Below are 13150 nucleotides of genomic sequence, written 5' to 3' on the forward strand. Positions count from 1 at the left end.
TATGACAGCAGCCTGATGGGTAACGATCTGCATCCCTACTGGCCGAGAACGGTTGAAGTGAACGCGGATAAAGCCAATGTGTTTCAAGCGGAGAGCAAAGTGCTGGAAATCCCCGTGTCCTGGTACCTCGACGATTTCCCTCAAATGGAGTACCTGACAGGCGGACAAGAAGGGCAAAGGCCTACGCAAGACATATTTGACCGTTGGGCCTCCATATACGATTATGCTTGCGATCAGGAAGAAGGCGCCTGCTATGTGCTGACGACGCATCCGCAAACGATCGGCCGGGCTCACACGATTCAAATGCTGGAGAAATTGATTCAATATATGGAATCACGCGGTGCCTGGTTCGCGACCCTCGGAGAAATCTACGACAACTATTACGAAGAATAAAAAAACGATGCGCCAAGTCCTCCACATATACGGGGGACTTTTCTCAAAAGAATGTAATGTCATGGAGGAATAACGATGAGAAAAGTAACGATATCCGCCTGCCAATTCCGTGTTGAACGCGCCCCGAGCTTTGATGCTTTTAAGCAGCAGGTGACTGAACTGATGGATCAGGTTCCGCCGCAGTCGGACTATGTCATTTTCCCGGAATTGTTCACAGTCGGTCTGCTGACCAGCTTTGAAGGCAGCGATGCCTATTCCGCAGCCGATCTGGTGAAGATCGACCAGTACACGGAGGATTACAAACATTTGTTCGGTAAACTGGCGAAAGACAGACAACAGGTGATCATCGCCGGCTCGCACCTAGAGCGCAGAGGCGACAAGTATTACAATATCGCCTACATTTTCAAGCCTGACGGCACGTATGTCGAGCATAAGAAAACACATATTTTCCCGGCGGAAGCGAATTGGCAAACCTCGGAGGGCGACGAATTGCAGGTGTACGACATCGGTCCGGCCAAGATTGCGCTTGCCGTGTGCTATGAGGCGGAAATTCCGGAAATTTCGCGAATTCACAGCATCAACGGAGCCGAAATTATTTTTTGTCCGTCCTACACGTTCACGGAATACGGGTTCTGGCGGGTTCGCCATTGCGCACAAGCCCGCTGCATTGAGAACCAAGTCTATTTCGTTCACTGCCCTACCGTAGGCGAACCCGGGTCGCCGCTGCCGAACGGGTTCGGCCGGGCATCGATCTTAAGCCCGTGCGATACGGCATGGTCGCCTGACGGCGTTGTCGCTGAAGCGGAAACGAATGTAAACATGGTCGTCACCGGTGTTGTAGACCTTGACGAATTGTACGTAAACCGAAAGACCGGGGCTGCAACGACCTTCGTTGACCGTACCCGGAGAGAGAACGTATATACCCGATACGAGCCTTACAAATCCTATAACCGGAAATAAAAGAGTAGAGTTGAATCCCGATTGCCCGAGGAGCATTGCTGCTTCTCGAGCCAATCAGGGATTTTTTTATGTAAAGACGCTGGCTGTTGAACATGTTCGAACCGATTTGAATCTGATGATAGGGGGGTGTATAATTTTACGTGTGTGCTGCAGATAAGCATGTTCCCGTTCCTTCGAGAAAGCGCTTAATTTCGGCGGGCGCAGGACGACAAGATGGGGTGAACTTCTTTGTACTTTAGCATTAAATACAAATATATGATCTTATACTCCCTCTTGACGATTTTCCCCTTAATTATGCTGGAACTGCTCATTTATCAATTTTGGACAATCAAGTATTACGACAACGCCGTGGACGCGCAGACCAGAATGATTCAGCAGCTCGATCATTCCATGACGGTTATTTATGAAAAATGGGGCTCTGATACGGAGAAGCTATTCAGCGTCCAAGACGGTCTGGTGCAAGATCTTGCCGGAGGGCTTCATTTTAACGTACCCAGCGATTTGCTCATTATGAACGCTAACGGACAGATTCTGTACACTTCGAATGACCGGATTAACGGTTCCTCCTCCATTGAAAGTGAAGTTAACGCCAGGGCACCCGAAAGCGGCAATTTCACAATCAAAGAAAATAAACGGAAAATGCTTGTGATCTATCAAAAAAATCCGGTTACAGGGCTTCGTTCGATCAGCATAACGGAAGTGGCGGCTATTTATGAAAATAACGACTACCTCAAAAAGTGGATGACGTATCTGATCCTATTGTCTACGGTGTTCAGTGTGTTTTCGATTGTCCTCATTTCCTTACACGTTGCCGCACCGATTCGTTCTTTGAGAAAACAAATCAATGCGATTGATGATGGGGAATTCAAGAACACATCGGATCAGGTTGTCATCATCAAGGACGAAATTTGGGAGATCGGCATCAGCTTTCAGAAGATTATGCTTAAATTGCAAGAGCAGATCAATCTTCAATTCCAATTGAAAATGGCGACCAACCAATCGAAATTCAAGGCGCTGCAATCTCAAATTAATCCTCATTTCCTTCACAACACGCTGGAAACGATCAATTCGCTTGCGATCATTCATGAGGTGCCGCTAATCGCCCAGATTTCCCGTTCCTTATCCAAGATGTTTCGTTACAATACGGTTCAGGATGCGGAGGATGTGCTTCTGAAGGAAGAACTGGATCACGTAGATCATTACTTGAAGGTCCAGCTGATTCGTTTTGACGGCTGGATCGAATGCGAACAGCGGATTGACCCTCAAATTCTGGAGCATCGGACGATCAAATTTATTCTTCAACCCATTGTGGAGAACTGCTTCACGCATGCTTTCAATCATGTAACGGATAAGGGGATGATCCGGATCGAAGGCACGCTTGAGCAGGATCATATCTTGATCCGTGTCAACGATAACGGCACAGGCATGCCTGAAGACAAGATTCAGAGCATGAACGAGGCCTTAAGGGCGTATGATTCCAAGCCGGAACATGCGGACGATGCCAGAGTCTCTGACAGCATCGGGGTTTATAATGTAAATTATCGTCTGAAAATTGCATATGGAGAAGCATACGGCCTTCAGTACGAGAACATCAGCCCCCGTGGATTAAGTGTGCGGATCAAGATACCGGTAAACCAATCTTGACGATACGATGAAGGAAGTGATTCATGTGCTGCAATTGTTAACAGTCGAAGATGAACCATGGATCAGCAAAGGCATTGAGAAAATGCTCCCTTGGCATCAATATGACATTCAATTGATCGGCCATGCCAAGAACGGCGAAATGGCCCTGGACCTCATGAAGCTGAATAAACCGGATATCATTATTACGGACATCAAAATGCCGGTCATGGACGGTCTCTCGATGATCGAGCGTCTTTCCGGGGATGTCGCCTTCGATTCGAAAGTGATTATTATCTCCGGCTACAACGATTTCGAATATGCGAAAAAAGCGATTAAATACGGGGTCTCCAATTTCATATTGAAGCCGATCGATCCGGAAGAGCTGAAATCGACGATCGAAAGCGTCGTCTCCCAAATTCATAAAGAGAAGCGGGAGCAGGAAAACGTCAGCTCGATCCGTTTGAAAAACTATATGTACGAACGCATCACCCACCAAGAGAAGCCTGCGGATGACGAAATCGTTTTTCCGAAAAAATATTATTGCTTTATTTTCTCCCTGACCGAAATTCCGGAAGCCGAGATGAAACAAAGCGGCTACAGCTTTTCGCTCAGGATGGGAAGACAAATCGTCTATGTGGTATTTGGGGATACACCTGAGGGATTGACTAAGCTGGCTAGGACAACCGTTACGAATTTGCGTGACCGTTACGCTTGCGGAATGAGCCAGGTGCACACAAGTGACGATCTTTCCGTAGAGAAGGCTTACAAAGAAGCGATCCAGGATATGAAATATGGGAGCGGGGAAGAAAACCGGAAGCCATCTCCTACCTATTTAACCGTCGAAGACGAGAGTAGACTGCTTTCCGCTTTGAAGAAGGGAGAGAAGAAGTTATTTACGCAGCAGTTGAACGAATTATTGGACCGTGACCAGACCTTGGAAGCGCATTTGTTCATCTTGTTTCAGCTTTATGTTGAAATCTCCAAGTATTTCAGGGTGTATAACGAGTTGAACGACAACGTTTCGTGGCTGCTTGAATGGAAGACCGTCAGCGCTTGGGGGGATTTGTACCGGTGGAAAGCGACCTTCTTCAATCCGTTAATCGAATTTATCCTGAATAGATGGGACAAGCAATCTAAGGATTATGCGCTGCAGGCGAAAATTTTCGTCGAACAGCATTACGGCAATTCGTCGCTGTCGCTGGACATGGTGGCGGAATATTTGGAATTATCCCCCTCTTACCTCAGCCTGTTGTTTAAGAACGAAACAGGAATCAATTTCACCTCCTACATCGCGAAGAAAAGAATCAAAGAAGCCCAGACGCTGCTTGCCCGAACGAAGCTGAATCTGATCGAAATCAGCAGGGCGGTCGGATTTAACGATGTGAAATACTTTATTAAGGTGTTCAAGAAGGAACTGTCATTGACGCCTATTCAATATAGAGAAATCCATAGGTGAGACAAATGATTGGAGGTCAAGATGAAACATAACTCTCGTGCCTACAGTTCTTTTGTGACGGTCATCGCATTCTTGGGTTGGAGCATCTCCGCGATGGACGCCTCTTTATTTTTCTTTGTTGCGCCGGAGATTATGGATGAGTTCGATTTTTCCTTGTCGGATTTCGGCATCATTGTAGCCGGGGGATTCCTCATTGCGATCTTGTTCAACCTAATTGTCGGCCCGCTCATGGATTATTTAGGAAGAAAAATCGTCTTTCAATGGATTTTATTGCTGATGACGATAGGAACGTTCTTAACCGGCTTATCCTGGAATTTCGAATCGTTGAGCCTGTTTCGAATTTTGGCTACCGGAAGCGCATTCGCCGAGTATGCCGTGGGAGCGACCATATTGATTGAGTCCGTATCCGCCAAAAACCGCGGTTGGATCGTCGGCTTTATGGCGGCCGGCTGGCCTGCGGGCACGGCAGTGTCCATCCTGCTTTCGTTATACATCGTTCCTTCGCTTGGGTGGCGCAGCGCCTTCTTCATTGCGGCTATCCCTGCCTTCCTGATCATCATTATTCGCATGTACATCAAGGAGCCGGGAAGATCCATGGATCTGTTCAAGTTCAGGCAAACAACCAAAACGCTCGGAACGGACTCCAGGCAATATGAAATCATTCCGACCGATTTCAAAATAAATAAGGAAGAAGCCATCAAATTCACGTATTTGCAGTTGACCAAGGGGGAGCTGTTAAAAAATACGATTTTTATATGGATCTATATGAATTTTGTGGTGATTGCTTACGGTTTGTTGATCTGGTTTGCTCCCTATTGGATGAGCCATGCCTATCAACTGAGCTGGTACGAGGCGACATGGGCCGTTGGAGCGGGCAGCCTGATCAGCATATTGGGCTTTATTTGCTGCGGATGGCTCAGCGGAATTATCGGAATCCGATATGTGAACACGCTCTTCATTATTTTATCCATCCCGCTCACCGTATGGATGACTTTCTATGCCGAAACCTACAGCACCTTTCTACCGGCCTACTTATTGTGGAGTTTCTTTGGCGCCGGGATCTGGGGAGTCATCCCGAGAATTTTCACGGAGGCCTTTCCTACAAGGGCCCGGGGTACAGGCTCTTCGATCAACTCGGCTTCCTGCTGGCTCGGGTGGGGGGTCGTCAGCTACTTTGCACCGCGCATTATCGAAGTCAACGGCTACAACAGCGCGATTGCCATTGCCGGAATCATTCTGCTGCCGTTAGCTTTGATTCCGCTCTGGATCATGAGGGAAATTCCTACTTCACGCGAGCTGGAGGACTATATATCCTGAATCATGAATGCTTATCCACAGCATATTTCATGTTGACGGAAGAGGAGCAATCCTCTATAATTTACTTGTATACAACTAGTATTAAAAATCGTATACAAGCTTAATATACTCATTCATGAAGGAGGCTGGCCGATAGAAACGGGAACGACATGACAAGGCTTTTGAAAATAACGGTTGTTATTTGAACAACCTGCAGCAGAAGGAGTGGGAACCTAACTTGCAATCCAGTAAGCAATTGGCAAAAACGTTGAAGCCGATTCATTTGTGGGCGATTACGGTTGGGATGGTCATCGCCGGGCAATATTTCGGTTGGAACTACGGCTTCAAGGAAGGAGGGATTATGGGCTTAGTGATCGCCTCGCTCCTCGTAACCGTGTTCTTTACTTGTTTCACGCTAAGCTATTCCGAATTGGCTACCTCGATTCCGGATGCCGGAGGCCCCTCAGCCTATGCCCGTCAAGCTATGGGCCCGTTAGGCGGCTATATAACCGGCATTGCCTGTTTGCTGGATTTCGTCTTTGCGCCGCCCGCGATTGCCGTATCGACAGGTGCGTATCTTCATTTTCTTATTCCGGCCGTCAATCCGATGTACGCCACGATAGGCATCTTTATTCTTTTCATTGTTATTAATTTGCAAGACATTAAAGGTGTAGCTGTGATCGAGCTTGTAGCGACCATTGCCGCTCTGATAGGACTCGCCGTGTTCTACGCGGCCGGTATTCCGCATGTGGAAACGGCGAACCTTTTTAACGAAAGCTCTTTTATCGGCGGAGGAACCGGCATTATGGCGGCGATTCCCTTTGCCATATGGTTTTTTCTTGCCGTTGAAGGGGGAGCCATGGCATCGGAGGAAATGCAAAATCCGCAAAAAAACATTCCGAAGGGATTAATATCGAGCATATTAACGTTAGCGGTCGCAACGATTCTTACGCTGGTCGTAACCGCAGGATTAGGCGGGGGGATTGGAAACCCGGCCGATCATCCGCTGCCCCAAGCGCTCTCCGGGGTTTACGGGGAAGGCGCGCTCGTTGTCAAAGTAGTTGCTATCATTGGCCTGTTAGGCTTGGTTGCCAGCTTAAACGGCATCATCATAGGGTATTCCCGGCAAACCTATGCGCTGGCGAGAGCGGGTTATTTTCCGGCCTTCATGACCCGATTAAATGGTAACGGCGTGCCGGTATGGGCCTTAATCATCCCCGGGGTGATTGGAATCGTCTGCGCAGCCTCGGCTACCTATTCCGATGCCTTAATTATTTTATCTGTATTCGGCGCTGTTTTGATGTATTGCTTATGTATGATTTCGCTGTTTATTTTGCGCAGGAAGCATCCGCATTTGGACCGTCCTTACAAAGTGTCGTTTCCTTTTGTACCCGGGATCGCCTTACTGCTGGGGCTCGTGTTTTTGTTTTGCGTTATCCGTTACAGTGTGATGAAGCTGTCGCTGCCGATGTTCGGATCGGATATCCCGCTCTGGGCCGTGCTGCTGGTCATGTTTGCAGTCGCCTTTATCTACTACGGGTGGAGAGCGCGTAAACATAGGGGGCTGCTGTCGAATAAGCTGCTGGTGGGGGAGAACGCTTCCGTGAAATAAGGGATTGACGAACGGAACATGGAGCGAATATAATGTGGTTGTATACAACTTGTATATGAAAATCGCAAATCAAGCTGCACAAAAAAGCACACCATGTAACAAGATCAGAACCATTCGACAAAGGAGGTCTTGACTCATGCATCATGACGGCTTATACTGCCATTGTATACAAGTCGTATGTAATCGAGGGTGTGGTTGATTATGAAAAAACGAGTTTTGCTTAAGGATACTGCCTATATAAAAATTAAAGAAAAAATTATGAGGGGAGATTTCCTGGACAGCAACTCCACCTCTGAAAATCAACTGGTCGAAGAACTGCAAATGAGCCGAACGCCGATTCGCGAGGCGCTGCACAAGCTTCAGCACGAAGGCTTGGTTAAGATCATTTCGAATCAGGGGATTGTTATCCAAGAGATGTCCGTGAAAGAAACCAACGATCTGTTTGATATGCGAAGTGCCATCGAGATCTATTCGCTGCGCAAAACGATACATTCGATCACTTCAGATGAAATCTCGCATCTCGAGCAAATTATCGAACAACAGAAACGGAGCAATGAAGAGAAAGACGTTGCCTCGTTTATTCGGCAAGACGTGGATTTCCATCAATATTTGCTGGAAATCGGAAATAACAGTTTGTTTATGCAAATGATGGGCAGCATACGCGAAAGACTGTATTTTGACGTTAACCGTTGGCGCAGAGCCTATCCGGAATCGATCACGCGTTTGATCGAAGAGCATATCCGGATTGTCGAAGCGATTAAAGCCAAAGACAGCGAGCTTGCTGTTGCCGAGCTTGAGGCGCATTTGCAAAACGGGAAAATTACGTTCATTTCATGAGGAGGATCCTAATGAAGCAGGTCAATTATATGAAAGAGATGAGCTGGAAAACGTTTGTCGAGCGGAAAAAAACGACCGATCTGGTCATCATTCCTTCAGGGGCGTTTGAAGTATACGGACCGCATTTACCGCTTGGAACGGATACGTTAGTCGCGAACAAAATTGCCGGTCTCGTTGCCGAGCGGGTAAATGCGATGATCGGACCGGTGCTGGAAGCAGGGGAGTCTTCCGAACTGGAAGACTTTCCGGGCACGATAACGATCAGCTCGGAAAGCTTCAAGCAATATTTATGGGATACATTGCGCAGCCTTGAGAAATGGGGCTTTAAAGATTTCTTGTTTGTCAACACGCATTTGGGCAATGTGCCTATTATTAATCAAATCGCATTTGAATTTCAGCGAACGCCCGGCATCCGCTGTGCACAAATCGACTATTGGAGATTTATTAAGGCGCACTGCGACGGCATTATCGAATCCGGCGAGCTGGCACACGCTCACGCCAGCGAAGCGGGAACGTCGGTTATGATGCATTTATATCCCGATCTGGTCGATGTGAGCCAGTGGGTAAACGAACCTCCAAAGTTTAACGACTTATTTCCCGACGTCATTACATACCCTCCATTCTCGGCCTTTACGAATTCGGGCACTATTGGAAACGCTACCATAGGAACGAAAGAGAAGGGCGAGGCGCTCGTCAACCGTTCCGTGGACCGCATTGTCCAGTTCCTTCAAGAAAGCTGGTATCCGGCTGAAGCCGCAGTCATTCGTTAATCTCATCACGAATTCCCGACACGGGACTTCAGGAGGTAGATAGCTTGAACCACTCTCCGAGAAAGCTTTCGCACTATGACTACGGCGCGTCGACGATGCATGCCTGCCAGTATGACAAGAGATTCTCTTACTGCACCTACATTCCTGCAAATTACGGCCAACCCCATCATGCCGCATACCGTCTAGCCGTAATCGTTCACGGTACGGGCCGAACCGCTCAACATTACAGAGATTTATTCGCAGATTTTGCGGAAGAAACAAATACGATCATTCTCGCTCCCTTGTTTCCCGCCGGAATTACCGAGCCGGGGGAGCTGGATTCCTACAAGTACGTGCATTTTGCGGGCATCCGTTTTGATCTTGCTTTGCTGTCTATGGTCGATGAAGTAGCGGGTAAATACGGGATCAACGCCGACCGCTTCCTGCTTCACGGCTTTTCCGGAGGCGGCCAGTTCGCCCATCGATTCTTTTATCTTCATGCAAACCGTTTGCTGGGTGTGTCTATCGGCGCTCCCGGGTACATCACCTACTTGGATACATCCAGACCTTGGCATGTAGGTACCGGCAATTTCGAGCAGTACTATGGCGTTCCCGTACAGCTTGAAGATATGCGGAACGTACCGGTTCAATTAATTATTGGCAGCGAAGATGTCGAAACCTGGGAAATTAATAACAAGGATGAGCCGCTCTGGATGGATGGAATCGATGCCGCCGGCTTAACCCGTCTGGAGCGCATCAGAGCTTTGCGGGACAATTACGAGCGGGAAGGATTATCGGTTCAATACGATGAAGTCCCCGGAGTTCGCCATGAAGGGTTTAAACTGCTGTCTCCCGTAAAACGTTTTTTTTCAAACATTTTGACCCACCATTCGCGCTGACGAAAAATTGAAGGAGGAACAACGTATGGTTTCGCCTGACCAGGAATCATCCGGGGCCAGATCGTCCAGGACTTTTCCCTACTATCGCTTTCGGGGCAGCCACCGGCAGATCGGTCAGCAATACGGCGAGGCATGTGCCGGTCTGATCGAACGCCACCTCGAATTGGCACAGGAAAGGTTAAAAACGTGGGTTGAAGTTCTGACCCAGGAAGCCTTAATGGAAGCGGTTATGCATTATCGGACTTATGTGCAGCGTTATGCGCCGTATTTTGATGAAGAGATACAGGGGATTGCCGAAGGCGCGAATATTACGCTGGCTGAAGCCTATTTGCTGCAGCTGCGGGCCGAGATCTACCGCAATTTTCAACCCAACAATGAATGCACGACCTTCGCCGTCTCATCTCAGGCTACATCCAACGGCATCCCCTTGATCGGGCAAAATGCAGACCTTCCGCATTTTTATTCCGAAATTGGCGTGGTGGTCGAATTTGTGCCGGATGACCAGCCTGCTTGCTTAATGTTTGCACCGGCCGGTCAAGTTTCGTATATCGGGATTAACAACTTGGGCCTCGGGGTATTTGCCAACTTCCTCACTTGCGACGGATGGCGCTTCGGATTTCCGCGTTACATGCTGTCACGCTATGCGCTGACCTGCTCCTCGACGGTCGAGGAAGCGATCCAAGCCGTGCGCAGCCTGCATCGGGCGTCGTCGAGAAATCTGATCATGATGGATCGATTCGGTCATGCGGCGGACCTGGAGACGATTCCGACTACGGATGCGTTACTGTTGCCGGACGATGGAATTCTGGTTCATTCCAACCATTTTATTGGGAGCGATTTGCAGAAGGAAGAGCGATTGAGCGGACACCAGCTGGTCAACTCGCGCATTCGCCAATCCCGGATGAAAGAGCTGCTGGTCGGCAGAAAAGGGGAGCTCAACGCGGACGTCATGCAGGATATTTTGCGCGATCGTCAAACCTACCCGCATACGCTGAGCGCGATGCCGGAAGATGACGGTACGGATAACATGACCGTCGCATCGGTCATTGCCGAACCGGGCGAAGGCAGATTATGGATCGCCGTCGGTCCCCCGCATCAATACAACTATAAAATGTATGCGTTCTCAAATTAAACAACGGCACTTATTACTTCATTTCGGAAAGGAAGCTTACCATGAGAAAAATTAAAGTTGCGACGGTACAAATGGACAGCCAGCACGATAAGGCATCCAACCTTCAGAAGGCCGAACGGCTCATTCGCGAAGCGGCGGGACAGGGAGCGCAATATGTCGCCCTGCCGGAATATTTCAATTTTGTCGGAACGGAAGAGCAGGAAGAAGCCAACGCGGAATATATTCCGGACGGCGAGACGGTACAGTTTTTGAGCAGGCTGTCCAAGGAACTGAACATCTGGCTCCATGGCGGAAGCATGTTGGAAAAGGTAAGGGGCGAAGTCAAATTCTATAATGCGACGGTACTGTTCAATCCGCAGGGGGAATTGGTAGGAAAATACCGCAAAATCCATTTGTTCGACGTCGAGATTGAGAGCGGACCTTCCTATCTGGAATCGCAAACCAAAGATTTCGGCAGAGAGGTCGTGGTCTGCGATACGGACTTCGCCAAGATCGGCCTTGCGATCTGCTACGATATCCGGTTCCCGGAGCTTTTCCGTCTGCAGTCGTTGAAAGGTGCGGAAATCCTGATGCTGCCTGCGGAATTTACGCTGTATACCGGCCGCGATCATTGGGAGACCTTGCTGCGCGCCCGTGCTATTGAGAACCAGGCCTATGTCATCGCCCCCGGACAAATCGGTAAAAAGCCGTCGTACCAAAGCTACGGCCGCTCCATGATCGTCGATCCGTGGGGGACGGTTATTGCAACGGCGGCCGACGCGGAGATGGTGACGGTAGCGGAAATCGACCTTGATTACGTCCAGCAAATCCGCAAGCAGGTTCCTTCCTTGAAAAACCGCCGGCCCGAAGTGTATTCGCTGCATCTTTCTTAGTTTGCGGGAAAATTCAGGATAACAGGATGCGGGAGGCGGAACCGATTGCGGCATGAACTTGTCAAGCCATCAGGGATAAAGTTTATTTGTAACGATGCCAGAAATCCGGATGCGAACGAGCTTCCACTTTGGCTTTCCGTTAACGAAAGTGCGAAAGCGCTTAATTTCCAAAAATCAATGAGCGGTTACGCCGTTACCCCGCTAATCGCTTTAAACCGCTTGGCCGAAGCTGTGGGAGTTGCCGGCATTGCGGTGAAAGACGAGTCTTACCGGCTCGGGTTGAACGCTTTCAAGGGTTTAGGCGTCACCTATGCGCTCGGAAACATCATTTGCGGGAAATTAGGGATTTTCATCGAAGACACGACGTTTGACTATTTGAAATCGGCGGAAGTCAGGCATAAGCTCGGGGATCTTACCTTTACGACGGCTACCGACGGAAACCACGGACGCGCCGTAGCTTGGGTGGCCCGGCAATTCGGGCAAAAGGCGGTCGTCTATTTGCCGAAGGGATCGGCCGCCAGAAGAGTGGAAGCCATCCGGGAGACGGGCGCTCAAGCCATTGTGACCGAATTCAACTACGACGATACGGTGCAATTGGCCAAGGAGAAGGCTGCGGAGAACGGTTGGGAAATCGTTCAGGATACCGCCTGGGACGGGTATACTCGCATCCCCCAATGGATTATGCAGGGGTATACGACGATACTCGGGGAGGTCGGGGAGCAGATCCGCCATATGGAAATGCCTGAACCGACTCATATCGTTCTGCAAGCGGGCGTAGGCGGAATGGCCGGGGCGCTGCTTGGTTACTGGGCTAATTTATACGAAGGGAAACATCCGGTGACCCTCATCGTAGAGCCGGACAACGCCGCTTGCATCTTCCACTCCGCGTCGGTCGGGGACAGGGAGCCTCACCAGGTGTACGGCAGCTTGGAGACGATCATGGCGGGCTTGGCCTGCGGAGAGCCGAATCCGATAGCGTGGAGCATACTGCGGGACTTCGCGGACGCCTATGTCAGCTGCCCGGATTATGTGGCCGCCCGCGGCATGCGGATGTTGGCCAGTCCGCTGGAGGGCGATCAACGCGTGATCAGCGGGGAAAGCGGAGCGGTCGGTATAGGTTTATTATCCTTGCTGATGTCGGAACCGGAATTTAGCGGGATCCGAAGCAAGCTGAAGCTGGATCAGGACTCGGTCGTGCTGTTCATCAATACGGAAGGGGATACGGATCCGGTCCTGTACAGGCAGATTGTATGGGACGGCAAGTATCCGATGCCGCAGCGGTAGCGGAGGATGACGGCAGATCCGTCTCAGGCCGTGCCGG

12 protein-coding genes are annotated in these 13150 nt (G+C 49.5%); all 12 read left to right on the forward strand.

Features of this window, described 5'->3' with window-relative positions; all coding sequences use genetic code 11:
- Positions 1-393, forward strand: a 393-nt coding sequence (locus tag JMF85_RS09870; RefSeq protein ID WP_483874220.1) for a polysaccharide deacetylase family protein, incomplete at its 5' end; no start/stop codon positions are given.
- A gap of 75 nt (positions 394-468) precedes the next feature.
- Positions 469-1353 (forward strand): nitrilase-related carbon-nitrogen hydrolase, encoded by an 885-nt coding sequence (locus JMF85_RS09875; RefSeq protein ID WP_054796416.1) that lies wholly within the window; start codon positions 469-471, stop codon positions 1351-1353.
- A gap of 228 nt (positions 1354-1581) precedes the next feature.
- Positions 1582-2997: a sensor histidine kinase gene (locus tag JMF85_RS09880; RefSeq protein ID WP_201318127.1), complete on the forward strand. Its 1416-nt coding sequence runs from the start codon at positions 1582-1584 to the stop codon at positions 2995-2997.
- Between the two features lie 25 nt (positions 2998-3022).
- Positions 3023-4432, forward strand: coding sequence for a response regulator transcription factor (locus JMF85_RS09885; protein ID WP_196426894.1), 1410 nt, complete (start codon positions 3023-3025; stop codon positions 4430-4432).
- 21 nt (positions 4433-4453) lie between these two features.
- Positions 4454-5749 (forward strand): MFS transporter, encoded by a 1296-nt coding sequence (locus tag JMF85_RS09890; RefSeq protein WP_127604828.1) that lies wholly within the window; start codon positions 4454-4456, stop codon positions 5747-5749.
- A 217-nt stretch (positions 5750-5966) separates the two neighbouring features.
- Positions 5967-7340, forward strand: a complete 1374-nt coding sequence (gene eat / locus JMF85_RS09895) for an ethanolamine permease (protein ID WP_155614601.1) — start codon at positions 5967-5969, stop codon at positions 7338-7340.
- A 201-nt stretch (positions 7341-7541) separates the two neighbouring features.
- Positions 7542-8177, forward strand: coding sequence for a GntR family transcriptional regulator (locus JMF85_RS09900; RefSeq protein WP_127604824.1), 636 nt, complete (start codon positions 7542-7544; stop codon positions 8175-8177).
- A gap of 11 nt (positions 8178-8188) precedes the next feature.
- The gene (locus JMF85_RS09905; RefSeq protein ID WP_196426893.1) at positions 8189-8947 is read left to right on the forward strand and encodes a creatininase family protein; all 759 of its coding nucleotides are present in this window, start codon (positions 8189-8191) and stop codon (positions 8945-8947) included.
- 44 nt (positions 8948-8991) lie between these two features.
- Positions 8992-9825 (forward strand): alpha/beta hydrolase family protein, encoded by an 834-nt coding sequence (locus JMF85_RS09910; RefSeq protein ID WP_155614600.1) that lies wholly within the window; start codon positions 8992-8994, stop codon positions 9823-9825.
- Between the two features lie 25 nt (positions 9826-9850).
- Entirely contained in the window at positions 9851-10957 is a 1107-nt protein-coding gene (locus JMF85_RS09915; RefSeq protein ID WP_201318128.1) for a C45 family autoproteolytic acyltransferase/hydrolase, read from the forward strand.
- A gap of 41 nt (positions 10958-10998) precedes the next feature.
- The gene (locus JMF85_RS09920) at positions 10999-11829 is read left to right on the forward strand and encodes a carbon-nitrogen hydrolase family protein (protein ID WP_054796405.1); all 831 of its coding nucleotides are present in this window, start codon (positions 10999-11001) and stop codon (positions 11827-11829) included.
- A gap of 45 nt (positions 11830-11874) precedes the next feature.
- Complete coding sequence (dpaL, locus tag JMF85_RS09925; protein WP_236595804.1) at positions 11875-13113, forward strand: diaminopropionate ammonia-lyase; 1239 nt, start codon at positions 11875-11877, stop codon at positions 13111-13113.
- The last annotated feature ends 37 nt before the right edge of the window (positions 13114-13150 follow it).

Origin of the sequence: Paenibacillus sp. EPM92, from assembly GCF_016586185.1 — a bacterium.
In the GTDB taxonomy this organism is placed as follows: Bacteria; Bacillota; Bacilli; order Paenibacillales; family NBRC-103111; genus Paenibacillus_G; species Paenibacillus_G validus.